This window comes from Bacillus sp. 1A, from assembly GCF_052682215.1.
In genome coordinates this window covers 1,853,196-1,878,906 of sequence record NZ_JBQYLZ010000001.1, presented here as the reverse complement: position 1 = coordinate 1,878,906, position 25,711 = coordinate 1,853,196, and the positions used below count along the sequence as shown (strand labels likewise).

The window sequence follows — 25,711 nt, the reverse complement described above, 5'->3', positions numbered from 1 at the left end:
TTCATGTCAACGCTAATTCTTTTTTACTGTTGAGAAATTCTCAACATTTTTTCAACAGGACAAACACCCTCTGAGCATTTCCTCATAATATACTCACAAAGGCAACAAAAAATAAAAACTTCTCTCAATATGAAACTCCATCATTCATCTTGAAAGAAGCGCCTTACGTATATCTTGCGTATTTCGTCTCTCCTCCTTCCCTCGGGGACACTACGCGAGATATGAAAAATCAGAAGGAATATGCCCACCATTTGAGTAGGTAGTTATTTCTCTTCTCCTCAACATTTCCTTAGGAGCGAAATGACTACCGACTCACTTTTTTCAAACAAAAATAAAAAGGGGATGACAACTATGTTCTATTGCATTAACTGCTCTGATATTCATCATGAAAAACATCCGAATGATAAAGTATTCAAAAACGGTTTTTATATTGATCCATTTTTAGGTGATCGTTATCACCTTGGTATGTGTACAGATGCCCAAAACCATGAAACAGGGGAGCCTCTTTTAGCGAAAAAGAAATTAGGCACAACTCAATCTATTATGAACGTATTACCGACACATGTTGTCCCAACATAAAACATAAAAAAGAGCTGGCTCACCCAGCTCTTTTTTATGCTTTATAAACGATCATTGCTGAAAAACAATAAATTTGGTTCTCATCATCGTTAATGGAAACACCAACTTGGTACTTAATATCTACAAAGTTACTATCATCAATCTTTTTCAAAAAAACATTTACAGCGTCTTCTAAGTCTTTTTCGTGACTTTCATCAAACACTTTCACACGAATCATGTTAACACCATCCTAGATCGCAGCCCTCCGCCGCTTGATTATTGCCACGGTGCGTATCTATGATGCGATAAAATTTTCCGTCTTCATATATATATCCGTCTTCTAACACATATTGTTTACCTTCAGTATAGACATAAAACTTACCTATCATAAATTTACTCGTATATAATTCCAAATAATCCGGTCTAAATTTAGCTACAACTTTATTTGTAATATCAATTCTTATTGTGCGCCCCACCTTCTCTCCCTCCCTTGCAAAGAACGGATTTAGGTATATTGTATTAACGATTTTACATTTTATGCTTAAAAATAAGTGGATATGCCTTCTTTCTTCGTCTGTACTATTTTTCAAAAAAATCATCAATAAATAAGAGCAAAAAAATATATAAAAAAAAGAGCTTTTACTTATTGACTATAATATCAACATTATGGTATTATATAAAATTTGACATTTTCACTCACTTGTGCTATCATTAAAAGTGGTTACCACATATGGAGGTGGATGATTTGTTTCAAATTGGCGATAAAATCGTTTATCCAATGAACGGCGCAGGAGTCATCGAAGCCATTGAAGAGAAAGAAATATTAGGAACAACACGTCAATATTGTGTGATACGTATCATTAGTAAAGACATGCAAATAATGCTTCCTATGGATCAATTACAAAAATCAGGTATTCGTTATATCGTAGATAAAGGTACATTAGATGTTATACTTCTTGAATTTCAAAACGGGGAATCAGACACATCACTTTCCTGGAAACAGAGATATACAATGAATATGGAAAAAATGAAAAACGGCAATCTGCAAGATAGTGCAGAAGTCGTTCGCGATTTACTTCGCCGTAATAAAGAGAGAGCATTAAATGCGAGCGAAAAACAAATGCTAGATAATGCACGCAAAATGATGATTAGCGAAGTTGCTCTCGTGCAAAATGTTTCTGAACATCAAGCAACAGAATTTCTTCAAGATACAATTAATCATTAAATTTAAAATAGCCGACCGCTATTTTTTTTTGCAGAAAAAAGGACAAAGAGATAAACCTCTTCGTCCTTTTATATTACCCACGCCCTGCTTGAAACGACGGGTATAAAGTCATTCCACCATCTGCAAATAACGTAATTCCAGTTACATAACTCGCTTCTGAGGAAGCAAGCCAAGTTGCGACTGCTGCAATTTCTTCTGGTTTTCCAATGTAGCCCATCGGTATCATACTTTCTACGTCAGCACGCTTTTTAGGGTCAGCAAACTTTTCGGCATTAATTGGTGTATTTATTGCACCTGGCCCAATATTATTTACTCGAATACCTTTCGGTGCATATTCTAACGCTAACGTTTCTGTCATCAGTTTAATGCCGCCCTTACTCGCCGCATAGTGCACAAATAGTGGCCATGGAATTTTCTCGTGAACACTCGACATATTAATGACAGATCCTTTAATATCGTGTTCCACAAAATATTTAATCGCTTCACGACTTCCTAAAAAAGCGCCTGTTAAATTTGTATTAATTACTCTATTCCAATCTTCAAGCGGCATTTCATGCGACGGTACCGCGTTTTCTATCCCTGCATTATTAATCATAACGTCGAGCGTACCAAACTCTTTTACAGCAGATTGAATGAGATTCGCAACATCCGATTCACTCGTGACATCACCTTTTACAGCAATCGCTTCTCCCCCTACTTGTTTAATTTCTTCTAATACATCATGCGCTTCTGACTCTCGTGAACGATAGTTAATTACTACTTTTGCTTTTTCCTTAGCAAACCTTACTCCCATCGCTCTTCCAAGACCAGTTGCTGACCCTGTAATAACGACAACCTTCCCTGCTAAATCACTATACATTCCAATACCTCCTTTAACTTTTTGCAATACCTAACATAATTCCAGCTGCAATAATAAAAACGATACCAACAACAATCCCCGTTAATTGGCGTTTCGTTTTTCTTTCACCTAATATAAGAATCCCGCCAAGCGTTGAAATAATAATTCCCATTTGTGATAGAGAAAAACTTGTTGCCACTCCAACACGCGGCTGCGAAATGAATAAAAACATATTTCCAGCTGCCCAAATTAATCCTGGAATAATATTTCGTATTGCATATTTATTAAATGGATGATGTTTAAAAGTAAGTAAAATTCCCCCTAACACCATACCGACTGCTTGTGGCAATAAGGCTGACCAACCATCTACGTGAAATAGTCTAATCACTACTACATAAACTAAATAACCGACGGTTGAAATCAATAAAATGATAATGCCCTTTTTAAAATTCCCCGATTGCTCTGCACTCTTTTCTTCTTCACTTTGAAGCGATGTTAAAATAACACCGATAATAATACAAACGAGAGCCAAAACACCAAGGACAACTGATATTGTCGTGGACCACTCATGAAATACGATAACTCCAAATAAAGTCGTCGCAACTAATTGAAGTCCTGTTGAAATGGGCATCGTCCTCGAAACGCCCATTAAATCAATACTTTTCAATTGATTCGCCTGACCAAGTGCCCAAAATAAACCTGACACAATTCCAACTCCAATAACAGTAGGAGTTAATACTGGCTTCATAAAAATATAAACAACAATCGAGAAAATAAGTGCGCCAAGCGTTGTACCGAGTGTTTGACTATATGGTCCACCGCCAAGTTTTACGTTAAATAGCACAATACTTCCCCAAAATATAGCTGGTAAAATCGCTAAAAGTATATCCATCGCTCATTACCTTTCTTTACGAAATGTCATCAGTTACCGTTCTACACCATTAGAATGTGATTTCATTTTTTCCTTCGCCCGTGCACAAACCTTTTCTGCGATCACACTAGACACATTTTTTTGTCGCTCAACTTTCTTTATCTTTATGTGATCTAAATTGTCTTCCAAAGTAAGTGTAACTTTATCATTGGGCGGGTTATGTGCACCTTGAAATGTGAGAAATTGTAGCGTCACTTCAAATCTAGGAACGAACTCATCTTTCTTACCAAGACGCTTTATATTTATAACGGAATCACATTCATATTGATCTTCTGTCGCTTGCCTTATAACAGAGTAATATCGATTTAATAGCGCACTTTCTAAAAGTTGTTCATTCGATTCTTTTGCCAAAGAATAACTTGGCAAAAAGGAAGAGATAGAACATATTATTGTTAGCATTACACATAGTTTTTTCATAACGCCCTCCTTGTTCTATACGTTAGTGTTCTCAAAACCGCAATAAAAAAACGACTTTCCCTATGTAGGAAAGTCGTTTTAATGAATCCAATATTAACCACCACTCACTGGTGGGATTAGTGCAACAACATCACCATCTCGGATCGTATCATCTTCATTTGCATATTCTTCATTAATCGCAACCATAATTGGTGCCAATACTGGCACATTATATTCAGTTGCAACAATATCTTTTAACTCTGCAACCGTAATATTTTCTTTCTCTATTTGTAATTCACTTCTTCCTGCTTCTTCTTGCAAGTTCGCAAATAACAATACTCGAATCATACTTATAGCTCCTTCCCAGGCTCTCCCGCCGGATATGGCGTTTTTTCTAATTGATCGCCAATCCAAGAGTCTCCATCTTCCCAAAACTCCTTTTTCCAAATCGGAACAATTTGTTTTATGCGTTCCATAATATATTCATTTGCTTCATAAGCCGCTTTACGATGCGGTGTTGAAACAGCCACAACAACCGCGATATCAGAAATTTGCAATGTACCGATGCGATGTGTAATCGCAACGTATGTACCTGGCCATTTTTCTTTCACTTCCGAACCAATTTTCTCTAACATCTTTTCTGCCATCGTTTTATAAGCGGCATATTCTAAGTATAATGTACGACGCCCTTTCGTAAACTCTCTAACCGTTCCAATAAACGTTGTAACAGCACCGCATTCGCGGCGAATAACCTTCTTCGCTACCTCTTCAATCGAGATTTCTGTATCAATTACTTCATAATACGTATTTGTCATTTCGTACTCCTTACCGTTTGTAAAAACCAGTCTATATAGAAATCTTCTTCTGTTATATGAAATACTTTATATTCTTCTCGTAAGTTTGCCGAAGCATCATGCCACGTAATAACCGCTACTATATTTTCTACTTTATGTAAAAGTTCAACGTCTTCCGCAGAACGAAGTAACACTACTTTCGGATAGCTCTCTTTTTTATAGCCCTCTATTAAAATTGTATCCACTTCAAAAAACTCATATAAGCGAATAATTTCTTGCAAGGACCATTCCTCTCTTAATGACGACAGTGAAAGTAATCCAGCGCCTTCTACACTACTGACAACAGCACCAGCCTTTCGGTGCCTTTCACTATCTTTTTGCGCTACTTCTGGAAAACCTCCGTGCCCGTGATGCTTAATTGTAGCAACTTTCATGTTTCGTTCAGCTAATGCATACACAATTTTCTCAACAAGCGTTGTTTTTCCGCTATTTTGATACCCTACTATTTGTAAGATTGAAGGGGCTTTGCCCATGGCCACTCACATCCCTCGGCGTGTTCTAACAACAATACAGATACTTTCATCCCTGCTTCAAATCCTCTCGTTCCTCCAGGCAACACAATAAAAGCATTCGCATCGGCAAGTGAAGAGACCGCACTCGATTTATCTAAACCGACCGGCATCGCTTGTAATGCTCCGTCCACGATTGTCACCTTTGCTCTTACAAAGCGAGTAAACGGATTTGGCTTTGGAAAATCTTTTTGCAAAATAGCATCTGCTCTATATACGTGAGGTTCTTTCGCGTACAAATATGTTTTTATAACCGGATGCACAAATAGCTCAAAGCCTACGTAGCAAGCTGACGGATTTCCTGATAAACCGAAAAGTAACTTTCCATCAACTTCAGCTACTGTCGTTACACTTCCTGGTCTCATCGCTATTTTATTAAAGAGTACATTCGCCTGTAATCTTTCATAAATAGCTGGCAAGTAGTCATAATCTCCTACCGACACACCGCCTGTCGTAATTAAAATATCAACCTCATCCATCGCCGATTGAACAGCTGCAAAACATGCATCTAACTCGTCGGCAAGTTGGCCATAATAACGAACTTTCCCTCCGGCTTTCATAATTTGAGCTGCAATCATATACGAGTTACTATTTCTAATTTTCCCTGGCTGTAACGACTCATGTACTTCTAACAATTCACTTCCTGTCGTCACAATACCAACAACAGGCTGTTTTACAACTTTCACAGTACTATATCCAAACGTCGCTAATAAGGCGGCAACACCTGGATTGATTGCAAAGCCTTTCTTAACGAGAACTTGATTTTGTTTTATATCTTCCCCTTTAAATGACACATTGTCACCACTATTAAAAGGACGCTTTACCTTCATATATGTTTTTCCGTTCTTCTCAAACCCCTCCGTCAGCTCTAGCATTACGACTGCATTACAATCCTCTGGAATAGCTGCTCCCGTCATAATACGAACCGCTTTAAAAGGCCCTACCTCATCTAAAAAAACAAATCCCGCCCCGATTTCTCCTATTACTTCAAACTCAATCGCATTCTCTTGATTTGCTTCTTTCGTATCTTCTGCTCGAATCGCGAAACCATCGTAAGGAGAACGATCAAAATGAGGAACGTCATGATCAGAGACAACATCCTCGCCAAGAATTCTCCCGTAACTTTCCGTAATAGAAACCTCTTCTACTTCACCATTTTTCGCATATTCCATTACTCTCTCTACTGCCTCAGCAACTTGAATTGGAATTCGTTTTTCTATCATCGTTTCTCACCTCATATTTGCAATTTTTTTTATCTCGATTAAACTTTATATATTAAATAGAAATTACTTCAAGGAGGAATTCCATGTCTTCATTCACACACTTTAATGACCAAGGACGCGCGAAAATGGTTGATATAAGTGACAAAAAAGCAACCGTTCGAACAGCAATTGCGTGCTCTAGCATTGTCGTTACAAAAGAAATTTACGATAAAATCTCTCACAATGAAATTGGGAAAGGTGACGTATTAGCAGTTGCACAAATCGCAGGTATTATGGCTGCGAAACGCACTTCTGATATTATCCCAATGTGCCATCCTTTATTATTAAAAGGTGTTGACGTTTCTTTCGATTGGAAACAATCCGAAGAACAATATCGATTACTTATTGAAGTAAAAGTTAAAACAGAAGGTAGCACCGGTGTTGAAATGGAAGCTTTAACAGCTGCTTCCGCTACAGCTCTTACTGTGTACGATATGTGCAAAGCTGTTGATAAAGGTATGATTATTGGCGAAACTTACTTATTTGAAAAAACAGGTGGAAAAAGTGGAGATTATACGAGAAAGTCTTAATCTTCTCTCCGTTGAACCTAAAGGGCTCCCTTTAGGTTCAACCTATATATCTTGCATATAAGCGTTTTGCTATATTTATATCATTCGTCCCATGAATAAACGCCCTGCCATCTGTAAATAAAACAAAACGAAATTCCTCCACCGGAAATGATAATAAATACGGAGTAGCTTTTACATCCACACTTCTTTGTAAGCGCTTTTTAATTTCTTCTAAATTAAATTCATTCCGCACACCTGGACGGATTTGTACTGTATTTCGGCCACATAACACTTCTGTTTTCGTTTGTGCTTCAAATGTTAAACTCGGATATGTACGTAATCTTCCGCAAGATAAACATGTGTCTTTTTTCTGCCTATTCACTTTAAATGCCATCTGTTGATTATTCCAAAGATCAAACGATAACATCGTTTCGCGAAGTGCCCCATAGTCTTCTACTAATATTTTCAGCGCTTCCGTTATTTGATGCGCAACTACTAATTGCACGGCTGGCTGTATAATACCCGCCGTATCACATGTTGCCCCGCTCGCTGGATGTTCCATTAAACAGCGGAAACACGGTGTTTTTCCTGGTAAAATTGTATACGTTACTCCGTAGCTTCCGACACAACCACCATATATCCACGGAATATTATACTTTTGTGAAATATCATTAATAAGAAGACGTGTTTCAAAATTATCTGTCGCATCTAATATTAAATCTACATCATTCACTAACGCTTCCATTTCTTGCACTGTTACATCAGTCACAACCGGATTTATTTCCACCTCAGAATTAATCGCTTGTAAATGCTCTGCTGCTGCTACCGCCTTTGGTTTATATTGCTTTGCATCTTCTTCTGTATATAATTGTTGTCTTTGTAAATTACTCCATTCTACATAATCACGATCCGCAATTGTTATTTTGCCAACACCTGCTCTAACAATTGCTTCTGCATTCGCTGCCCCGAGAGCACCAGCGCCGATAATAAGCACATGCTTCTCTCTAATTTTTCTCTGTCCTTCTTCTCCAACACCAGAAAATAATATTTGTCTTGAATATCGCTCCTGCATACGATAGCCCCCTTTCTTATCCTCCTATATAAGACATTTCAATTTTCGGACGATTCTTTGCACTTTCTTCTGTCCGTTCATCCGAATACCTGTCTTTTCTATTCATCCATACATTTTGTATAACGCTTACTAACTCATCATCTGAAAGATTTCCTCTAAGAAGTTCCCTTACATCCAATCCTTCTGTCGCAAATAAGCAAGTATAAAACTTTCCATCTGCCGAAATTCTTGCTCTCGTACAAGAGGAACAAAATGACTCTGAAACAGAAGTAATAAAACCGACTTCGACATTTGTCCCAACGTAACGATATCGTTTCGCAACTTCACCGAAATAATGCGCTTCAGCTGGCTCAAGTGGATACACACTATGAATCATTTCAATTAATTCTTGCTTTGTAACGACTTGGTCAAAGTTCCATCCATTTGTACTACCAACATCCATAAACTCAATAAACCTAAGTGTGATTCCTTGCTCTTTAAAATAAGCAGCCATCGGAAGTACTTGATGGTCATTCATCCCTTTTTTCACAACCATATTTACCTTTACATCAAGCCCGGCCTCTTTTGCAGCCATAATTCCCTTTATAACAGGTTTCGTATTGATATTCCGGCCATTTATGTCCTTAAATACATCGTCATCTATTGCATCCAAACTAACATTTACTCTATGTAATCCAGCTTCTTTTAATGCTTTTGCTTGTTTCGTTAAATGAATTGCATTTGTCGTTAACCCTATATCTACTAACCCTTCAATTTTCACGAGACGTGCAATAAGTTTTGTTAAATCTTTACGCAGCAGTGGCTCACCACCAGTAAGCCTAATTTTTCGTACACCGATGCTAACAAATAGTTTTGCCAAACGTTCAATTTCATCAAACGTCAGTAAAAACTCATCTTTCAAAAAAGCATAATCTGGCCCAAAAACTTCCGCTGGCATACAATATGTACATCTAAAATTGCAACGATCAATGACAGATATGCGCAAATCTTGAAGTGGGCGTCCAAAAAAATCTGTAACCATCTCCTGCATCGCCACCCTCCCTTTCTGTCAAATTTCTCTCTTTTCATTCTATTATAATATATTTTCGAACTGCGATGTTTTTGCTCAAGTGAATAAAGTGAAACTTTCCTAACCAATTAGACTACCTACTTATAACGGGATAAAAAACCTTGAAGCATAAAAGCCCCAAGGTTTTCTCCCTATTAACTTAACCTAATAATAGTTAGCGTAGCTCCTGGCGTTGTCGTAGATAATGTAGCTATTGCAACTAATCCAAATAACTGCAGACTAACAGCAGCTCCAGCAGGCAAATTAGCAATGATTGTCGCATTAAATGAGCCTGTAGCTATTGCTGGTGAATTTATTGTTCCTGCAAGCGGACTGCCATTTACAGTTATACGAGAACTTACAAGTAAAGAGGCTGTTAAATTTATTGTATAAGCTATATAGTAATTCCCCGCATTCGCAACTGTAAATACAGTATTTCCTCCGCTAACAGTAATTCCTGGACCAATATTTTGATTGTTCGGTAATGGCACATTCGTACCACCTAATAAAACGGAAATAGCGGTTCCTGATGTATTATTCGCAAATGCATACGTTGCAGTTGTACTAACTCCAGTCGCCCCGGTCGCTCCAGTGGCTCCAGCTCCGGTTGGACCTGTATCTCCAGTTGGACCTTGTGAACCGGTTGCTCCTGTAGCCCCCGTTGAACCTTGGATTCCTTGCGGGCCTTGAATTCCTTGGGGACCTGTCGCTCCGGTTGCTCCTGTTGCTCCCGTTGAACCTTGAATTCCTTGCGGGCCTTGAATTCCTTGGGGGCCTTGAATTCCTTGGGGACCTGTCGCTCCGGTTGCTCCTGTAGCCCCCGTTGGACCTTGAATTCCTTGCGGGCCTTGAATTCCTTGGGGGCCTTGTGGTCCGGTCGGACCTATGTCACCTTGCGGACCTTGGATTCCTTGTGGGCCTTGTGCTCCTGTTGCCCCCGTCGCTCCTTGGATTCCTTGCGGACCTTGTGGACCTTGAATTCCTTGTGGGCCGGTTGGACCTATGTCGCCTTGTGGGCCTTGAATTCCTTGTGGACCTTGTGCTCCTGTTGCCCCCGTTACTCCTTGGATTCCTTGCGGACCTTGAATACCCTGTGGACCGGTTGGACCTATCTCTCCTTGAACACCTTGGATTCCTTGCGGACCCTGTAAACCCGTCACTCCGGTTGCTCCCGTTTCTCCTGTCGCTCCTGTCACTCCAGTTGAGCCTGTCGCCCCGGTATCTCCTGTTACTCCTGTCGCACCTGTTGCTCCTGTCGGGCCAGGTGGTCCACCTGATGGACCTGTCACTCCTGCCGGACCTGATGGCCCCGTTGGGCCGGTCGGTCCTGCTGGTCCTCCTGACGGGCCTGTCACCCCTGTTGGACCGGTTACTCCTGTTGGACCGGTCGATCCTTCTCCCGTCGCTCCGGTTGCTCCCGTATCTCCTGTTGCCCCCGTCGGACCTTGGATTCCTTGAATTCCTTGTAGACCTTGCACTCCTTGTGCGCCCGTCGCCCCTTGAATTCCTTGTACGCCTTGCACTCCTTGGGGCCCCACCGGACCGGTTGGACCAATCGATCCTTGTACTCCTTGCACTCCTTGGGGCCCCTCTGGACCTGTTGCTCCTATTTCCCCTTGTATCCCTTGAATTCCAGTTGCTCCTTGTGCTCCAGTTGCTCCCGTTATCCCTTGCACACCTTGTATTCCCTGAATTCCTTGTGGACCTTGTGGGCCTGTTGCTCCTACCGGTCCTTGAATGCCTTGTATCCCTTGAGGACCCTCTGGACCCGTTGCTCCAACTGGCCCTTGAACACCTTGTATTCCTTGCGGACCCTGAAGTCCCTCTGGGCCTTCTGGACCGGTTGGACCTATCTCTCCTTGTATCCCTTGGATTCCAGTTGGACCTTGTGGCCCAGTCGGACCTATGTCACCTTGCTGACCTTGGATTCCCTGTGGGCCTTGTGCTCCTGTTCCCCCTGTCGCTCCTTGGATTCCTTGAGAACCTTGTGGGCCTTGAATTCCTTGTGGGCCGGTTGGACCTATGTCGCCTTGTGGGCCTTGAATCCCTTGCGGACCTTGATCTCCTGTTGCCCCCGTTACTCCTTGAATTCCTTGCGGACCTTGAACACCTTGGGGACCCGTCGGACCTATCTCTCCTTGCACTCCTTGGATTCCTTGCGGACCTTGTAAACCCGTCAATCCGGTTGCTCCCGTTTCTCCTGTCGCTCCTGTCACTCCAGTTGAGCCTGTCGCCCCAGTATCTCCAGTTACTCCTGTCGAACCAGTTGCTCCTGTCGGGCCAGGTGGTCCACCCGATGGACCAGTCACTCCCGCCGGACCTGATGGCCCCGTTGGGCCGGTCGGTCCTGCTGGTCCTCCAGATGGGCCTGTTACCCCTGTCGGACCAGTTACTCCTGTTGGGCCTGTAGTGCCTTCCCCTGTCGCCCCAGTTGCTCCCGTATCTCCTGTTGCACCCGTCGGACCTTGAATTCCTTGTATTCCTTGAGCACCTTGCACTCCTTGTGCACCTGTTGGGCCTTGAATCCCTTGTATTCCTTGCACTCCTTGTGCGCCCATTGGACCTGTTGGACCAATCCCCCCTTGAGCACCTTGCACTCCTTGGGGCCCCTCTGGACCCGTTGCTCCTATTTCCCCTTGTATACCTTGAATTCCAGTTGCTCCTTGTACTCCTGTTGCTCCCGTTATCCCTTGCACACCTTGAATTCCCTGAATTCCTTGGGGACCTTGTGAGCCTGTTGCTCCTACCGGTCCTTGAATGCCTTGTATCCCCTGTGGCCCCTCTGGACCCGTCGCTCCAACTGGCCCTGGCACACCTTGTATTCCTTGCGGGCCCTGAAGTCCCTCTGGGCCTTCTGGACCTGTTGGTCCTATCTCACCCATCGGACCTTGTATCCCTTGAACTCCCTGTAGACCTGTTGCTCCTGATGGCCCTGGTACTCCTTGTATACCTTGTGGACCTTGATCTCCTGTGGCCCCTGTTTCCCCTTGAGGCCCTATAGCCCCCTGTATACCTTGCGGACCTTGATCTCCTGTTGCTCCCGTTATCCCTTGAATACCTTGAACTCCTTGAATTCCTTGTTCACCAGTTATTCCTGTCGGACCAGGAATACCTTGAATTCCTTGCGGACCTTCTGGACCTGTTGGCCCAATTGGCCCTTGAATACCTTGTATTCCTTGCAAGCCCTGTGCTCCCGTGCTTCCAGTCGGACCTGTACTTCCCGTTGCTCCTGTTACCCCTGTACTTCCCGTTGCTCCAGTCGCACCTGTACTTCCACTCGGTCCGCCACCCGGACCTGTCGCACCAGTTGGCCCTGTCGGACCAGGAGGTCCTCCAGATGGTCCAGTTATTCCAGTTGGACCTGTTATTCCAGTCGGGCCTGTTATTCCCTGACCAGTCGCTCCGGTTGCTCCTGTATTTCCACTCGGTCCTTGTGGGCCTTGTATCCCTTGTGCTCCTTGTATTCCTTGTGGACCGGTTGCTCCTGGTACTCCTTGCACTCCTTGAATTCCTTGAGATCCCTCAGGTCCCGTCGCTCCAATTGGCCCCTGTAATCCCTGTATTCCTTGTATACCTTGTGCCCCAGTCGCTCCCGTTGGACCAATCGGACCTTGTAACCCTTGCACCCCTTGAGGTCCTGTCGCTCCAGTTTCTCCTTGTGGTCCTCTCAATCCTTGTGGCCCCTGCTGTCCTTCTGGTCCAGTTGCACCTATTGGCCCAACTGATCCTTGTATCCCTTGCACACCTTGAGGTCCTGTCGGGCCCATCTCCCCCATCGGACCTTGTAATCCTCTTGGTCCTTGAGGTCCTGTTGGGCCTTGTGGACCTGTTGGACCAGTGATCCCTATACCTGTAAATCCAGTTGGAACAGGGGGGAAAGTAGGCCCAATAAGTTCGGGTGGAATTCTAAAATTAGAGCTTAACGAATTTTGCTTCCGATTATTATCACGATTCTTCACACTTTCACCACCTACAAACCGTCTTTTTCATAATAAATAAGCCTCTTCTTAATCTATTTACAAAAATAATTTCCAAGACTATTTTTATTTTAAATAATAAAAACTCCCTTAATTTCTTAAGGGAGTCCAGCAACTGAATCCATATTATCTGTATTAGGGACAGCTTGTGCTATACCCGATGCATTTACACTTTGCCCCATATTTGTTCCTGTTACAGTACCAGCAGGAGTACCTCTCGTATACGTTGTTGTGACAGAATCTCCTGACTGTAAACAAAGCTTCGTCTCCGTCCCTATTACTGTAACAACATCAATCCAAGTACACCCCATCGAACCACTATACGATTTCGAAGCAGTAAATGAAGTATCACTCAAATTATCACCAGTAAATATATTCCCAGTGTTATTCACAATAACAAATTCTTTTATATGAGCAGGCATAATTACACTCTACCTTTCCTCTATGAACCTAATGTACGTGTACTCGTTGCTAATGGCGGAAGAAACACTGATGTTCTAATCACCGCTTCTGACTGTCTTTTCCCATTTAAAAAAATAGCCGCACTCGATCCTCCAGCACCCGCATATACTTTTGCTACAGCTAAAGGTGAGATATCATAACAGTCACCAACATTAACAGCCCCTGTATTATTTATAATTTTTACTTTCCGCAAGTTAATCCCCATTTACCTATCCCCCTTTTGTACACTGTATGCAAAAGAAAAAAACTTGAAACAGACTCGTTTCAAGTTTTTTTAGCTACTTATTTCGTTTCACCTTCATATTGAAGCATGCCGCCAACCATGTTCACTGTTTTAAAGCCTTGCTCATTTAAATAATGACATACATTTTCACTGCGCATTCCCGAACGACAAATAAAGATATATTCATTCTCTTTATCAAAGAAATCTACTTTATTTGGGATATCGCCCATTTTAATATGTACAGCTTCTGGAATTTTTCCTGCCGCTACTTCTTCATCTTCCCTTACGTCTACTAAAAATAACGTTTCTCCATTTTCTAAACGCTCTTGCACTTCTTCTGTAGTAATTGTTTTAACTTCTGTCATATGTCGTTCCTCCTTATATACAATAAAACCTTTAGTCTCTTCCTTAAACAAGCATATCTAGTCAATTTTAGCATGCGAAAGAAAGAACGCAAAGAATGGAAATTTTATTTCTCAATTTTCCCGCAAAACTTATTCTTTACAAACATAACTCGTGCATTGTATCCTCAATATACTTGTTTTATGAAAGGAGCCAATGAAAATGACACTTTTTCTTTTCATTACGGGCATCATTTTCTTAATCGCCGCAATTATTGCACTTAGTATGAAGAATAATAAAAAGATAAAATCACCACAAGAAATGTCATTCTTATTTCTATTGCTTAGTATCGCATTCTTCGGTATAGCAATTGCCACATATATTTTCCGTCTACAAATCATGTAAAAAAAGGTGCCTACTACATACATCGCACCTTTTTCACACCGTTTATTTTCTACACCAAACTAGATACTTTCCGATTTAAAAATTCATAAACTTTCTTTTCAAATAAATGAATATCAAATGCTCCTGCCATATGCCCATTTATACTTTCTATCTCATACACTTCCGCATACTTCCCTTGTTTTTGCAAAATGTCTACCATTTTATAATTATAACGTGACGGCTGAAGCAAATCTTGTTTACACGGAATCATAAGTACATTTGCTTCTATGTTAGAAAGCGCCTCTTCTAAAGACGAAAATCCATGCGCAATATCATGTAATAAAACTGCTTTCGCAGTGTACATCCACGAATTTGCATCTACTAACCCTATACTTCTATATGTCACTTTATTTATTTCTTTCTCAAATGATGTTAATATCGAAAGCTTTTCATAAGGTTCTACTTTTATACTATTACGAGGGAATGTTGTTTCATAAAAATGCTCATCAAATGCGTTCATAAACATCATTCTATTTGCTAAATGAAGTCCCTTCATTGGCTGCTCTTCTCCATATTTTCCGCCCTTCCAACTTGGATCCAGTTGAATAGCCTCAATTGCATTTTGTGCTACATTTACCGACGTAATAATTGGATTTTGCGGGTTCGTAATAACACCAATCATCCGCTCTACCATATGAGGATAATGAACAGCCCATTGCTGCGCAATCATCCCGCCAGCTGACGGTCCCATTACAGCATGTAGCCTTGCGATTCCCATATCTTTTATTAACTCATATTGCATACGAGCTACATGAAGAAATGTAAAAACTGGAAAATCCATCGCATATTCATCTCCAGTTTTCGGATCAATCGATTTCGGTCCCGTTGTAAACACATAAGGGTTCTTCACCTGCACATTACAAAGATTATCAGTGCATATAACAAAGTATTTATTTGTATCAATTGCTTTTCCCGGTCCAATTAAACCATCCCACCAACCAGACTCCTCATCATGTGCTGTATATTTTCCTGCCGCGTGACTCGTTGCGCTAAAATAATGGCATACCAAAATCGCATTTGACCTTTCTCTATTTAAAGTACCATACGTCTCATACCCCATTTGAACAGGAATTCCCCTACCATTTTCAAACGTAAACTCTCTTAAAACAAACTTTTCCTTTTTTACAAATTGCACAGACTCGCCCTCTTCTCGTCATAGTATGTACTGCTTACTAAAGGATTTTTTCTATGCAAACCAATCTCCTCCTTCTTTTCATAAATAAATGAATAATATACAAAATTAGCCACAAAATAGCACTATATTACAAAATCAAAGAGGGCATACATATGATTTGGAATTGGCTACGTAAGAAAAAAAAATCAAATACAAAAGAGAAAAACGAAACAGGTAACTCGGAGCACCCCCCTAACAATCAAGAGGATGATAGCAAACAACAGACTAGAAGTATGAAACATAATAAAGATAGCAATAGCGAGCAAAAAAAAGAGGAACACAAAGAGCCTTCTCAGGATCAGCAGCAACAAAATTCTAAACAAAACGACTCAGATCAGAATCAACAACAACATTCTAAACAAGACAACTCGGATCAGAATCAACAACAACATTCTAAACAAGATGACTCATCCCAGAATCAGCAACAACATTCTAAACAAGATGACTCATCCCAGAATCAGCAACAAAACTCTAAACAAAATGACTCGGATCAGGATCAACAACAACATTCTAAACAAGACAACTCGAATCAGAATCAACAACAACATTCTAAACAAGATAACTCATCCCAGAATCAGCAACAAAACTCTAAACAAAATGACTCGGATCAGGATCAACAACAACAACAACAACAACAACATCCTAAACAAGACAACTCGGATCAGAATCAACAACGAAATTCTAAACAAAACGACTCGAATCAGAATCAACAACAAAACTCTAAACAAGACAACTCGAATCATAACCAACAACAAAACTCTAAACAAGATAACTCGAATCAGGAGAAACAGCAACGCTCTGGAAATAATAGTATTTATGATTTTACAAAACCAGAAAAAGACCGTATTCATTCTCTACAAGATTTAATAGAGAAGCTCAAAAAGTCTAGTGATTTTGTTAATTACCATACATCTGACAATGAAACGATGCCTTATTGGATTTCTTACTATCGACCTTCGCTTGATGGAGAGAAATTACAGAAATATTTAATGCCTATTCTGTTAGAACGACCTTGTACTTCATTAGAAGAGCTAAAAGAACATATTCCGATGAGTGGTATTACAATTACGAACGACTTACAAAAAATTGAGGACATGGTTTTAAAGGGGCATGCGATTATTCAATTGAATCAGCAAGATCAAAAGTGTATGCTTGCAAACATTGCAATTGATACGTATCGGGCACCAAGCCCTCCATTAAATGAATCAACAGTTATCGGTCCACAAGAAGGCTTTGTAGAAGCTATTGATACGAATATTAATTTAGTACGAAAACGCCTTCCTGTTTTAGATTTACAAACAAAAGAAATGATTGTCGGCGAGTTTTCCAAAACAAAAGTTGTCATGATGTATTTAGACAACCTCGCTGAAAAAGAAAATGTAGATTTTCTCGAGGAGTCATTACGTGCTCTTGAATATGATCAAATTAATGATAGTGCTTATATACAAGAACTAATGGGTGAAAAGTCGATTTTCCCTCTCTATATCAATACAGAACGTACTGATAGAGTTACAAAAGCACTCATTGATGGGAAAATTGCTATTTTTGTGGATGGTTCTCCAAGTGTTCTACTTACGCCAGTATCCTATTTCGATTTTTTCATTTCACCAGAAGACTATAACGTTTCTTGGCTATACGCTACATTTTCACGCATTTTACGCCTTATCGCTGTTCTATTTTCAATCTGTGCTACACCACTATATGTTGCAGTTTTAAATTATCATTATGAACTTATTCCAAGTGATTTACTTGAAACCTTGATTTTATCAAGGGCACAAGTACCGTTCCCACCTTTAATTGAAGCACTATTTTTAGAACTTGCAATCGACTTATTAAGAGAAGCTGGCGCGAGATTACCGATGAAAGTTGGTCAAACACTCGGAATTGTAGGCGGTATCGTAATCGGGCAAGCATCTGTACAAGCTGGTTTAACGAGTAACATTTTATTAATTATCGTTGCCTTATCAGCACTTGCTTCCTTTATTACACCTATTTATAAAATGGGTAATGCAGTTCGATTACTACGCTTTCCATTTCTTATGTTTGCAGAAATAGGCGGATTGTTCGGGATTTCTCTTGGATTTATCTTCTTATTTACTCATCTATTCAGGCTTACTTCTTTACGCAAGCCGTACGCTTTGTTTTATCCGACAAGGCAACAATCAGTTAAAGATTCTTGGATCCGTTTTCCATTAACAATGATTGATACAAGAGATGTGCAAGCAAGACCACAACATGTAAAAAAATCAGCAAAAGGAATTTCAACAAAACATAGATCAGACTTTGATGATTAAGGAATGAGGTGCATCGATGAGTAAAGTTCAAGAAAAATATCAAATATCTCCTGTCTTTGTCTTCTTCTTAATTCACGGTGCACAGTTCGGTGCTGGCGTTCTCGGCTTCGCTCGAATTATTGCAAAAGCTGCTGGATACGACGGCTGGATGGGGGTTCTAATTACAGGACTCTGTATCCACCTCCTTATATGGATGATGTATTTTTTATTAAAAGAAACAAACGGAAATTTAATTGATTTACAACGACAAACGTTTGGAAAGTGGATAGGGAATGTCTTTAATATCATCTTTGCAGCCTATTTTTTAATCGTCAGTATTTCGGTTATTCGAACGTATGTTGAAATTATTCAAGTATGGATGTTCCCAACTGCTTCCACGTGGATGTTAACACTCTTTTTGTGCTTAGTTAGCTATTACATTATCTCTTCTGGATTTCGTGTAATTACCGGTATTTGTGTCATCTCTGTTGGTGGTACATTAGGATATTTATTTCTAAGCTTATTCGTTTTGAAATATTCACATTGGGATAATTTACTACCTATATTCACACATTCTTTTTCAGACATTTTAAAATCCGCTCAACTGTCAATCTACAGTATGACCGGTTTTGAGATTTACCTCATGGTGTATCCATTTGTGAAAAAGCCTATGCAATCTCATAAATACGCTCAGCTTGGAGCACTATTCTCGAATCTTCTATATTTATTTAGTACCCTTTTAGCCTTTGCGTTTTTCAGTGAGAAACAATTATTAAAAACAATATGGTCCCAACTTTCTATGACCCAAGTCATTCAATTACCATTCATAGAAAGGCTAGAATATATTGCGATTTCAGCTTATATGCTCGTTATTATTACAAGCTTCATCCTCCCTTTATGGGCGGCAATGAGAGCAACTCACGAAATATTCCGTGTAAAACAAAGAGGGATTTTAATTGCTTTTATCCTTATCACCCTTGTTGTTTCACAACTTTTAACAAATAGACATGATATTAATAACTTTATTAGTAATGCATCAAAAGTTAGTTTTTGGCTCATTTATGTATACATCCCAATCCTATTTATCATTGTGTGGGTGAAAAGAAAATGGAAAAGATCAAAAGCAAATTAATACTTATTTTTTGTATAACACTCTTCAGTCTAACTGGATGTTTACAAAAAAATATTATCGATGATGTACAGCTTATTCAAGGAACGGTTTTTGATGTAGGAAAGAATAATAAAGTAAAAGTGACATTCGTTTGTCCCATTCAGAAAAAAGGAAATAAAGTTCAAGTTTTTGAAGGAACTGCAAATGCGGTAAAACAAGTAAAAGCAGACACTTCTTTAGAGTCTTCTCAACCATTTGCTAGCGGACAAATGCGTGTCGCTCTATATACGATAAGACTTGCCAAAAAAGGAATGTCTACTTCATTCGATACATTACTTCGAGATGTGAATATAGGGAACGCTTTATATGTTGGTTTATTAGAGGGGAATGGTACTGAACTTTTAAAAGGCAAATATACAACCTCATACAACGTTGCAATTTATATAAAAAAGTTGCTAGAACATAATATGGAGACCGGTCCTTTACCAACCGATAATCTGCATGTAGGAGCATTCCGTTATTATCAAGAAGGGCAAGACTACTACATTCCAATTTTAAAGAAACATGGTGATAAAATAAAAATCACCGGAATTGGTCTTTTTAAAAAGGACAAATACATCGGTAAAATTGCGGAAAAAGATATGTTCATATTTAAAGGACTATTAGAGAAACATAAATTAGATTCACATGAATTTAAAACAGATTCTGCGTACGTAATGATTAATAATATTCGTTCTGTTCCAACTTACGATATAAAGATAAAAAACGGAAAACCTTCCTTTTTCATTCACGTCCATCTTGATGCACGTATTCAAGAACTATCGAAAGCAATTAACTTAGAAAATAACAAGAACACAAAAAAGATTGAGAAGGCCGTCCAAAAACAATTGGATATACAAGGTAACAAGTTAATTAAGCAATTCAAATCTTTAGGTGTCGATCCTCTCGGGCTAGGAGCTAAATATAAACAACATTATCGCCCATTCAAATTAGAAGAGTGGAGACAAATGTACAAAGATGTTCCAGTTACTATAAAATACACCGTAAATATTACAAATTCTGGTGTAATTGAATGAGAAATGATTGAACTCCTCTCTCCAGCATGATACAACGGAAAGAGGAGTTTTTATTTTAGATAGAGAGAGAAGATATTTATGGGGGAGCTTATGTCTAAAAAATTAGTAAAGCCTATTTTAAATGGTATTTTATTTCTCGGCGTCTTTTTATTTGCTCATACATACTTAAAAAATGTTTCCTTCACACGTTATTTACTTGTCGTTATACCAATGTTGCTCGTTGGTATGTTTGGCATCGATCTTATTTTATCCATTTTAATAAAAGAAGAAAAATAACGAGCAGGGCCGTCCCAAAAATATTCCGGGATGGCTTTCTTTTATTAACAGTTTTTGTCGTTAAGTCGATATAATCTTTCACTATCACTAACTTAACTAAAAGATGAAACTTTTGAACAGCCCCTTTTCATTTCATAATCACCTTATGTTACAATGAGATTCGGCACAAAGCGAGAAAGGATGAAACAACATGACAAACGAAAAAGGTTTAGATAAAGGATACGAACTTGTTGCAAAAATGCATGAAGAGTTCGGACACCCTGTGACAAATACTCCAACGAAATTAACAGAAGAACGTACAAAAATTCGTGCTAGCTTTATGCAAGAAGAGCTAGAAGAATTTTTAGAAGCAACGACTGTTGAAGATCAATATGATGCACTAATTGACCTTATTTACTTTGCATTCGGAACGTTTGCCGAAATGGGCGTACGTCCTGATAAAGGATTCGAAATTGTAAATAACGCAAACATGGCAAAACTATTCCCTGATGGAAAACCTCGATTCCGTGAAGGTGACGGCAAAATTCTAAAACCAGAAGGCTGGCAAGCACCAGAACCACAACTTCGTGCTGAAATCGAACGCCAGCGCAAAGAAGCTGAAAAAAACTGCTAGGATTTCCTAGCAGTTTTTTATTATGTCTTTTTTTCTGCAATTCATTAATGACCCACGTGTCCAGCGTGCCCTGCTGCTCCACTAATGCTAGCCGCTCCTGCTGCTGCCCCTGCTCCTCCTGCCCCAATTCCACCTGTCCAAGGAGAAGATTGTTGCTGTTGATATTGTTGATATTGTTGGTGCTGTTGGTGCTGTTGGTGCTGTTGACCATGTTGGCCTTGGTGACCGTGTTGGCCTTGATGACCGTGTTGACCTTGATGACCGTGTTGGCCTTGGTGACCGTGTTGGCCTTGATGACCTTGATGACCTTGATGACCTTGATGACCTTGATGACCTTGATGACCTTGATGACCTTGATGACCTTGATGACCTTGATGACCTTGATGACCTTGATGACCTTGATGACCTTGATGACCTTGATGACCTTGATGACCTTGATGACCTTGATGACCTTGATGACCTTGATGACCTTGATGACCGTGCTGGCCTTGGTGACCATGATGACTGTGCTGGCCTTGGTGACCTTGATGACCGTGCTGGCCTTGATGCGTTTGATAAAGAACAGCTTGCGGGTGAATATGGTGGTGACCGTAGTGATGTACTTGTTGTTGATGACCGTGTTGACCTTGGTGATGATGGTGTCCATGATGGCCGTGTTGACCTTGATGGTGGTGATGTCCATGATGACCGTGTTGGCCTTGATGGTGGTGATGTCCATGATGACCGTGAACACCTTGCGGATACCCACCTATTCCTCCAGCTACAACACCTACTCCCGGTACCGGAAATCCTGTCTGCACTCCTCCAACGAAAGAAGGAAATGTAGTTGGTATCCCTACTGGAATTCCTGTCTGTACGCCAGCTACTGATGTTGGAAAGCCTCCTGTTACTGTAGGCATTCCAACCCCTGATGTCGAAAATCCTCCCATTAATGTAGGCATTCCAGTTTGCATGCCAGCTACCGATGTTGGAAAACCTCCTGCTGCTCCGCCCATCCAGCTCGGAATTCCGCCATATCCTTGTTGACCTGCCCCTCCCATTAACATCATTTGTTCATAACTATCCGATCCACCTCCGAAAAATCCGTGTGGTGCATTATTGTCCATCCCTTTCATTCCTTTCACCTCTTCTACTCAATTTAGCCTACCTTTTTTATCATATTTCCTATAGAAAAATAGGTGTTTGTCTGTATTGGAATTCCGCTCCTTTTTCTTCATTCATGGTAAAATTAATTAACTGAATATTTTTTCTAGGGGGTATTTCTATTGAAGAACGTAACAAAAGCTTCTATCAATGATTTAGATTCAATCGTACATATAGATATTGATGTAATCGGAAATGATAGCAGACGAAATTATATTAAGCACACTATTGATGAGGAACGATGCGTCATCGTAAAAGAAGATAATTCTATTTCCGGTTTTCTAACATACGATACAAGTTTCTTTGATTGTACTTTCCTCTCATTAATCATTGTTTCGCCAGCAAAAAGAAGACGAGGCTATGCAAGCTCGTTACTCTCATATATGTTAAGTCATTCTCCTACTCAAAAAATATTTTCTTCAACGAACGAATCAAATGAAAGTATGCAAAAAGTTTTTAGTGCGAACGGTTTTATACGTAGTGGCATAATTGAAAATTTAGATGAAGGTGATCCTGAAATTATTTTCTACACAAAAAAGCTCAGAGTATAAATACTCTGAGCTTTTATTTAGAATGAATTAGTTTGCAACAACGTTAACAAGTTTTCCAGGAACAACAATTACTTTACGAACTGTTTTCCCTTCAATTTGGTCTTGAATTGCTTCAAGTGCAAGTTTTTCCATTTCGTCTTTTGATGCATCTTTACTCATTGTTAGTTTTGCGCGAACTTTACCCATAATTTGAACAACGATTTCAACTTCATCTTCTACAAGTTTAGACTCATCAAATGTTGGCCAGCTTGCATATGTGATTGTTTCATTGTAACCAAGCTTGCTCCATAGCTCTTCCCCGATGTGAGGTGCAACTGGTGCAATCATTTTTACGAAACCTTCTACATATTCTTTCGGAAGTGTTTCAGCTTTGTATGCATCGTTGATGAATACCATCATTTGAGAAATCGCTGTGTTGAAGCGAAGCTCTGCATAGTCTTCTGTTACTTTCTTCACTGTTTGGTGGTAAGCTTTTTCAAGCTCTTTATTTGGTGCATCAGTAATTTTCTCACTTAATTCACCATTATCTTGAATGAATAGACGCCATACGCGGTCTAGGAAACGACGAGCTCCGTCAAGACCATTTTCAGACCAAGCGATCGAAGCATCTAATGGTCCCATGAACATTTCGTATAGACGAAGTGTATCTGCACCATGGCTTGCTACGATATCATCAGGGTTTACAACGTTACCTTTTGATTTACTCATTTTCTCGTTGTTTTCACCTAGAATCATACCTTGGTTGAATAATTGTTGGAATGGCTCTTTCGTTGGAACTACACCGATATCGTATAATACTTTGTGCCAGAAACGAGCATATAGTAAATGAAGTACAGCGTGCTCCGCTCCGCCGATATAAATATCAACTGGAAGCCATTGTTTTACTTTTTCAGGATCTACAAGTGCTTCGCTATTGTTTGGATCGATGTAACGTAGGTAATACCAGCAGCTACCAGCCCATTGTGGCATTGTGTTCGTTTCACGACGACCTTTTTTACCAGTTTCAGGATCAACAACGTTTACCCACTCGTCAATGTTAGCAAGTGGTGATTCACCTGTACCTGAAGGACGGATGTTTTCTGTTTTAGGAAGAACTAATGGTAATTCTTCTTCTCTCACAGCTGTCATTGTGCCATCTTCCCAGTGGATTACTGGAATTGGCTCACCCCAGTAACGTTGACGGCTGAATAACCAGTCACGTAGACGGTACGTTACTTTTTGATTTCCTGCGCTCGTTACTTCAAGCCATTCAATCATTTTTACGATTGCTTCTTCTTTATTTAAACCATCAAGGAATGCTGAGTTTACGTGCGCACCATCACCTGTGTATGCTTCTTTCGTAATGTCTCCGCCTTTTACAACTTCCTTCATCGGAAGATTGAACGTTGATGCGAATTCATAGTCACGCTCATCATGAGCGGGAACTGCCATTACAGCACCTGTTCCGTAAGTTGCAAGAACATAGTCAGCAATCCAGATTGGTAATTTCTCACCATTTACTGGGTTAACTGCGTAAGCACCAGTGAATACACCAGTTTTCTCTTTCGCAAGTTCTGTACGCTCTAGGTCACTCTTCATTTTAACAGAGTTAATGTAAGCTTCTACAGCTTCTTTTTGCTCTGCTGTTGTAATGTCAGCAACAAGCGCATGCTCTGGAGCAAGTACACAGTAGCTCGCACCAAATAGTGTATCAGGACGCGTTGTGAAAACTGTGAATTTCTCGTCTGTACCATCGATGTTGAAGTGTACTTCTGCACCTTCAGAACGACCAATCCAGTTACGTTGCATATCTTTTAAGCTTTCTGGCCAATCAAGCTCATCTAGATCTTCTAATAGACGATCTCCGTAAGCTGTAATTTTTAACATCCACTGTCTCATCGGACGACGCTCAACTGGATGTCCACCGCGCTCACTCTTACCGTCAATGATTTCTTCATTTGCAAGTACTGTACCAAGTGCTGGGCACCAGTTTACAGGTACTTCATCAACGTAAGCTAAGCCTTTTTCAAATAGTTTTAGGAAGATCCATTGTGTCCATTTGTAGTAGTTTGGATCTGTTGTATTTACTTCACGATCCCAATCGTAAGAGAAGCCTAATGCTTTAATTTGATTACGGAACGTATTAATATTAAGCTCTGTAAATTCTGCCGGGCTGTTTCCAGTATCAAGTGCATATTGCTCTGCTGGAAGACCGAACGCATCCCATCCCATTGGATGAAGAACGTTATATCCTTGCATACGCTTCATACGAGATAAAATATCTGTCGCTGTATAACCTTCTGGATGTCCTACGTGTAGGCCTGCACCTGATGGATATGGGAACATATCTAGTGCATAAAATTTTGGTTTTTCTGTCTCATCTGGCGTACGGAATGTTTTATTCTCTTCCCAGTACCCTTGCCACTTCTTCTCAATATTTTGATGATTAAAGCTCATGAGATACCCTCCTTGAAATTCTATTTATTTTCACCGCCCAAAATACAAAAAACCTCTCATCCCTAGAAAGGGACGAGAGGTTATAGATTCCCGCGGTACCACCCTAAATTAATGTACAAATATACATTCGCTTAGATCCGTAACGTGGATTAACGGCAATTGCTACTACTAGTTTCACAACTGCAACTCAAAGGCGAGTTCATAACGAAACGTGGATTGACTTGCACCGACCGTCAACTCTCTAAACCAGCTTCTATTACTACTACTCCTTCTCACTGTTATTACAAATATAAGTTAATGTGAACTACCCACCACTTCGTATCTCTAAAGAGCTTACTTGAAGCTAAGGCTTCTCGGTTACTCGTTACTCTTACTAACTAACGAATTCGTCTTAGGACAGCCGAGCTA

At 40.1% G+C, this 25,711-nt stretch carries 28 protein-coding genes and 1 other annotated feature; of the genes, 10 read left to right on the top strand and 18 right to left on the bottom strand.

All coding sequences use genetic code 11. The features are described from left to right. Positions 1-351 precede the first annotated feature (351 nt). A complete protein-coding gene (locus ACUN0F_RS09420) occupies positions 352-579 on the top strand; it encodes a DUF3973 domain-containing protein (RefSeq protein ID WP_000498995.1) in 228 nt (75 codons plus the stop codon). A gap of 34 nt (positions 580-613) precedes the next feature. Here the strand turns inward: ACUN0F_RS09420 and ACUN0F_RS09415 are convergent, their stop codons facing one another. Together ACUN0F_RS09415 and ACUN0F_RS09410 are read right to left on the bottom strand one after the other, a co-directional pair. Further along, positions 614-796: a sporulation protein Cse60 gene (locus tag ACUN0F_RS09415; protein ID WP_000621751.1), complete on the bottom strand. Its 183-nt coding sequence runs from the start codon at positions 794-796 to the stop codon at positions 614-616. A 1-nt stretch (position 797) separates the two neighbouring features. Then, positions 798-1,034 (bottom strand): DUF2553 family protein, encoded by a 237-nt coding sequence (locus ACUN0F_RS09410; protein ID WP_000533808.1) that lies wholly within the window; start codon positions 1,032-1,034, stop codon positions 798-800. A gap of 254 nt (positions 1,035-1,288) precedes the next feature. Between ACUN0F_RS09410 and ACUN0F_RS09405 the strand changes: the two genes are divergently transcribed. Beyond that, positions 1,289-1,783 carry a CarD family transcriptional regulator gene (locus tag ACUN0F_RS09405; RefSeq protein ID WP_000451450.1) on the top strand — a complete coding sequence of 165 codons (495 nt, stop codon included), beginning with the start codon at positions 1,289-1,291 and terminating at the stop codon, positions 1,781-1,783. Between the two features lie 73 nt (positions 1,784-1,856). Here ACUN0F_RS09405 and ACUN0F_RS09400 read toward each other — a convergent pair whose 3' ends face one another. From ACUN0F_RS09400 to moeA, 7 genes are all read right to left on the bottom strand, one after another. Further along, positions 1,857-2,642, bottom strand: a complete 786-nt coding sequence (locus ACUN0F_RS09400) for a glucose 1-dehydrogenase (RefSeq protein WP_000286670.1) — start codon at positions 2,640-2,642, stop codon at positions 1,857-1,859. Between the two features lie 13 nt (positions 2,643-2,655). Next, positions 2,656-3,513 carry a glucose uptake protein GlcU gene (gene glcU / locus ACUN0F_RS09395; RefSeq protein ID WP_000353528.1) on the bottom strand — a complete coding sequence of 286 codons (858 nt, stop codon included), beginning with the start codon at positions 3,511-3,513 and terminating at the stop codon, positions 2,656-2,658. 33 nt (positions 3,514-3,546) lie between these two features. Beyond that, positions 3,547-3,969 (bottom strand): DUF3888 domain-containing protein, encoded by a 423-nt coding sequence (locus tag ACUN0F_RS09390; protein WP_000732103.1) that lies wholly within the window; start codon positions 3,967-3,969, stop codon positions 3,547-3,549. Between the two features lie 93 nt (positions 3,970-4,062). After that, positions 4,063-4,296 carry a molybdopterin converting factor subunit 1 gene (moaD, locus tag ACUN0F_RS09385; protein WP_445539418.1) on the bottom strand — a complete coding sequence of 78 codons (234 nt, stop codon included), beginning with the start codon at positions 4,294-4,296 and terminating at the stop codon, positions 4,063-4,065. A 2-nt stretch (positions 4,297-4,298) separates the two neighbouring features. Next, entirely contained in the window at positions 4,299-4,763 is a 465-nt protein-coding gene (gene moaE, locus ACUN0F_RS09380; RefSeq protein ID WP_264463118.1) for a molybdopterin synthase catalytic subunit MoaE, read from the bottom strand. Then, positions 4,760-5,275 carry a molybdopterin-guanine dinucleotide biosynthesis protein B gene (gene mobB, locus ACUN0F_RS09375; RefSeq protein ID WP_264463119.1) on the bottom strand — a complete coding sequence of 172 codons (516 nt, stop codon included), beginning with the start codon at positions 5,273-5,275 and terminating at the stop codon, positions 4,760-4,762. The genes moaE and mobB overlap by 4 nt, the downstream gene beginning before the upstream one ends. Continuing rightward, a complete protein-coding gene (gene moeA / locus ACUN0F_RS09370; protein ID WP_445539417.1) occupies positions 5,245-6,534 on the bottom strand; it encodes a molybdopterin molybdotransferase MoeA in 1,290 nt (429 codons plus the stop codon). The genes mobB and moeA overlap by 31 nt, the downstream gene beginning before the upstream one ends. An 83-nt stretch (positions 6,535-6,617) precedes the next feature. On the opposite strand from moeA, the gene moaC reads away from it, so the two are divergent. Then, a complete protein-coding gene (moaC, locus tag ACUN0F_RS09365; RefSeq protein ID WP_000094144.1) occupies positions 6,618-7,103 on the top strand; it encodes a cyclic pyranopterin monophosphate synthase MoaC in 486 nt (161 codons plus the stop codon). A 37-nt stretch (positions 7,104-7,140) separates the two neighbouring features. Here the strand turns inward: moaC and ACUN0F_RS09360 are convergent, their stop codons facing one another. The 6 genes from ACUN0F_RS09360 to ACUN0F_RS09335 all read right to left on the bottom strand — a co-directional run bounded on the left by ACUN0F_RS09360 (position 7,141) and on the right by ACUN0F_RS09335 (position 14,229). Further along, positions 7,141-8,154 (bottom strand): molybdopterin-synthase adenylyltransferase MoeB, encoded by a 1,014-nt coding sequence (locus ACUN0F_RS09360; RefSeq protein WP_137051235.1) that lies wholly within the window; start codon positions 8,152-8,154, stop codon positions 7,141-7,143. Between the two features lie 16 nt (positions 8,155-8,170). Then, positions 8,171-9,184, bottom strand: a complete 1,014-nt coding sequence (gene moaA / locus ACUN0F_RS09355) for a GTP 3',8-cyclase MoaA (RefSeq protein WP_001157140.1) — start codon at positions 9,182-9,184, stop codon at positions 8,171-8,173. A gap of 173 nt (positions 9,185-9,357) precedes the next feature. Next, positions 9,358-13,161: a BclA-related collagen-like exosporium protein gene (locus tag ACUN0F_RS09350; RefSeq protein WP_445539416.1), complete on the bottom strand. Its 3,804-nt coding sequence runs from the start codon at positions 13,159-13,161 to the stop codon at positions 9,358-9,360. 116 nt (positions 13,162-13,277) lie between these two features. Further along, a complete protein-coding gene (locus tag ACUN0F_RS09345; protein WP_098086063.1) occupies positions 13,278-13,601 on the bottom strand; it encodes a hypothetical protein in 324 nt (107 codons plus the stop codon). 20 nt (positions 13,602-13,621) lie between these two features. Continuing rightward, entirely contained in the window at positions 13,622-13,846 is a 225-nt protein-coding gene (locus ACUN0F_RS09340; RefSeq protein ID WP_000512464.1) for a spore germination protein, read from the bottom strand. 77 nt (positions 13,847-13,923) lie between these two features. Beyond that, entirely contained in the window at positions 13,924-14,229 is a 306-nt protein-coding gene (locus ACUN0F_RS09335) for a rhodanese-like domain-containing protein (RefSeq protein ID WP_000141212.1), read from the bottom strand. Between the two features lie 199 nt (positions 14,230-14,428). On the opposite strand from ACUN0F_RS09335, the gene ACUN0F_RS09330 reads away from it, so the two are divergent. Then, positions 14,429-14,611: a hypothetical protein gene (locus ACUN0F_RS09330; RefSeq protein ID WP_000171896.1), complete on the top strand. Its 183-nt coding sequence runs from the start codon at positions 14,429-14,431 to the stop codon at positions 14,609-14,611. Between the two features lie 49 nt (positions 14,612-14,660). Here the strand turns inward: ACUN0F_RS09330 and ACUN0F_RS09325 are convergent, their stop codons facing one another. Beyond that, positions 14,661-15,785 carry a homoserine O-succinyltransferase gene (locus ACUN0F_RS09325; protein WP_445539415.1) on the bottom strand — a complete coding sequence of 375 codons (1,125 nt, stop codon included), beginning with the start codon at positions 15,783-15,785 and terminating at the stop codon, positions 14,661-14,663. Between the two features lie 152 nt (positions 15,786-15,937). Between ACUN0F_RS09325 and ACUN0F_RS09320 the strand changes: the two genes are divergently transcribed. From ACUN0F_RS09320 to ACUN0F_RS09300, 5 genes are all read left to right on the top strand, one after another. Then, a complete protein-coding gene (locus tag ACUN0F_RS09320) occupies positions 15,938-18,118 on the top strand; it encodes a spore germination protein (protein WP_445539414.1) in 2,181 nt (726 codons plus the stop codon). Positions 18,119-18,134: 16 nt separating this feature from the next. Beyond that, positions 18,135-19,229, top strand: a complete 1,095-nt coding sequence (locus ACUN0F_RS09315) for a spore germination protein (RefSeq protein ID WP_445539413.1) — start codon at positions 18,135-18,137, stop codon at positions 19,227-19,229. After that, positions 19,205-20,284, top strand: coding sequence for a spore germination protein GerHC (gene gerHC, locus ACUN0F_RS09310; RefSeq protein WP_445539412.1), 1,080 nt, complete (start codon positions 19,205-19,207; stop codon positions 20,282-20,284). Before ACUN0F_RS09315 ends, gerHC begins: the two co-directional genes overlap by 25 nt. A gap of 90 nt (positions 20,285-20,374) precedes the next feature. Then, on the top strand, positions 20,375-20,560 hold the full coding sequence (locus tag ACUN0F_RS09305; RefSeq protein WP_000038782.1) for a hypothetical protein: 186 nt from the start codon (positions 20,375-20,377) through the stop codon (positions 20,558-20,560). A 190-nt stretch (positions 20,561-20,750) separates the two neighbouring features. Beyond that, positions 20,751-21,173, top strand: a complete 423-nt coding sequence (locus tag ACUN0F_RS09300) for an HAD family hydrolase (RefSeq protein WP_048565795.1) — start codon at positions 20,751-20,753, stop codon at positions 21,171-21,173. Between the two features lie 44 nt (positions 21,174-21,217). Here ACUN0F_RS09300 and ACUN0F_RS09295 read toward each other — a convergent pair whose 3' ends face one another. Next, positions 21,218-22,288, bottom strand: coding sequence for a hypothetical protein (locus ACUN0F_RS09295; RefSeq protein ID WP_445539411.1), 1,071 nt, complete (start codon positions 22,286-22,288; stop codon positions 21,218-21,220). Positions 22,289-22,438: 150 nt separating this feature from the next. Here ACUN0F_RS09295 and ACUN0F_RS09290 point away from each other — a divergent pair, with 150 nt between their 5' ends. After that, on the top strand, positions 22,439-22,867 hold the full coding sequence (locus tag ACUN0F_RS09290; protein WP_215562255.1) for a GNAT family N-acetyltransferase: 429 nt from the start codon (positions 22,439-22,441) through the stop codon (positions 22,865-22,867). Between the two features lie 27 nt (positions 22,868-22,894). Here the strand turns inward: ACUN0F_RS09290 and leuS are convergent, their stop codons facing one another. Continuing rightward, positions 22,895-25,303, bottom strand: coding sequence for a leucine--tRNA ligase (gene leuS / locus ACUN0F_RS09285; protein WP_445539410.1), 2,409 nt, complete (start codon positions 25,301-25,303; stop codon positions 22,895-22,897). A 65-nt stretch (positions 25,304-25,368) separates the two neighbouring features. Beyond that, positions 25,369-25,588 (bottom strand) — a binding site (T-box leader). Positions 25,589-25,711 lie beyond the last annotated feature (123 nt).

Bases quoted from the DNA above. Each gene is read 5' to 3' on its own strand.
- moaC (WP_000094144.1), top strand. From the start codon at position 6,618: ATGTCTTCATTCACACACTTTAATGACCAAGGACGCGCGAAAATGGTT.
- ACUN0F_RS09415 (WP_000621751.1), bottom strand. From the start codon at position 796: ATGATTCGTGTGAAAGTGTTTGATGAAAGTCACGAAAAAGACTTAGAA.
- ACUN0F_RS09305 (WP_000038782.1), top strand. From the start codon at position 20,375: ATGTCTAAAAAATTAGTAAAGCCTATTTTAAATGGTATTTTATTTCTC.
- moaE (WP_264463118.1), bottom strand. From the start codon at position 4,763: ATGACAAATACGTATTATGAAGTAATTGATACAGAAATCTCGATTGAA.
- gerHC (WP_445539412.1), top strand. From the start codon at position 19,205: ATGGAAAAGATCAAAAGCAAATTAATACTTATTTTTTGTATAACACTC.
- ACUN0F_RS09315 (WP_445539413.1), top strand. From the start codon at position 18,135: ATGAGTAAAGTTCAAGAAAAATATCAAATATCTCCTGTCTTTGTCTTC.
- ACUN0F_RS09390 (WP_000732103.1), bottom strand. From the start codon at position 3,969: ATGAAAAAACTATGTGTAATGCTAACAATAATATGTTCTATCTCTTCC.
- ACUN0F_RS09360 (WP_137051235.1), bottom strand. From the start codon at position 8,154: ATGCAGGAGCGATATTCAAGACAAATATTATTTTCTGGTGTTGGAGAA.
- ACUN0F_RS09330 (WP_000171896.1), top strand. From the start codon at position 14,429: ATGACACTTTTTCTTTTCATTACGGGCATCATTTTCTTAATCGCCGCA.
- ACUN0F_RS09295 (WP_445539411.1), bottom strand. From the start codon at position 22,288: ATGAAAGGGATGGACAATAATGCACCACACGGATTTTTCGGAGGTGGA.
- ACUN0F_RS09335 (WP_000141212.1), bottom strand. From the start codon at position 14,229: ATGACAGAAGTTAAAACAATTACTACAGAAGAAGTGCAAGAGCGTTTA.
- ACUN0F_RS09400 (WP_000286670.1), bottom strand. From the start codon at position 2,642: ATGTATAGTGATTTAGCAGGGAAGGTTGTCGTTATTACAGGGTCAGCA.
- moeA (WP_445539417.1), bottom strand. From the start codon at position 6,534: ATGATAGAAAAACGAATTCCAATTCAAGTTGCTGAGGCAGTAGAGAGA.
- moaA (WP_001157140.1), bottom strand. From the start codon at position 9,184: ATGCAGGAGATGGTTACAGATTTTTTTGGACGCCCACTTCAAGATTTG.
- ACUN0F_RS09345 (WP_098086063.1), bottom strand. From the start codon at position 13,601: ATGCCTGCTCATATAAAAGAATTTGTTATTGTGAATAACACTGGGAAT.
- glcU (WP_000353528.1), bottom strand. From the start codon at position 3,513: ATGGATATACTTTTAGCGATTTTACCAGCTATATTTTGGGGAAGTATT.
- ACUN0F_RS09420 (WP_000498995.1), top strand. From the start codon at position 352: ATGTTCTATTGCATTAACTGCTCTGATATTCATCATGAAAAACATCCG.
- ACUN0F_RS09300 (WP_048565795.1), top strand. From the start codon at position 20,751: ATGACAAACGAAAAAGGTTTAGATAAAGGATACGAACTTGTTGCAAAA.
- mobB (WP_264463119.1), bottom strand. From the start codon at position 5,275: ATGGGCAAAGCCCCTTCAATCTTACAAATAGTAGGGTATCAAAATAGC.
- ACUN0F_RS09405 (WP_000451450.1), top strand. From the start codon at position 1,289: ATGGAGGTGGATGATTTGTTTCAAATTGGCGATAAAATCGTTTATCCA.
- ACUN0F_RS09320 (WP_445539414.1), top strand. From the start codon at position 15,938: ATGATTTGGAATTGGCTACGTAAGAAAAAAAAATCAAATACAAAAGAG.
- leuS (WP_445539410.1), bottom strand. From the start codon at position 25,303: ATGAGCTTTAATCATCAAAATATTGAGAAGAAGTGGCAAGGGTACTGG.
- ACUN0F_RS09340 (WP_000512464.1), bottom strand. From the start codon at position 13,846: ATGGGGATTAACTTGCGGAAAGTAAAAATTATAAATAATACAGGGGCT.
- moaD (WP_445539418.1), bottom strand. From the start codon at position 4,296: ATGATTCGAGTATTGTTATTTGCGAACTTGCAAGAAGAAGCAGGAAGA.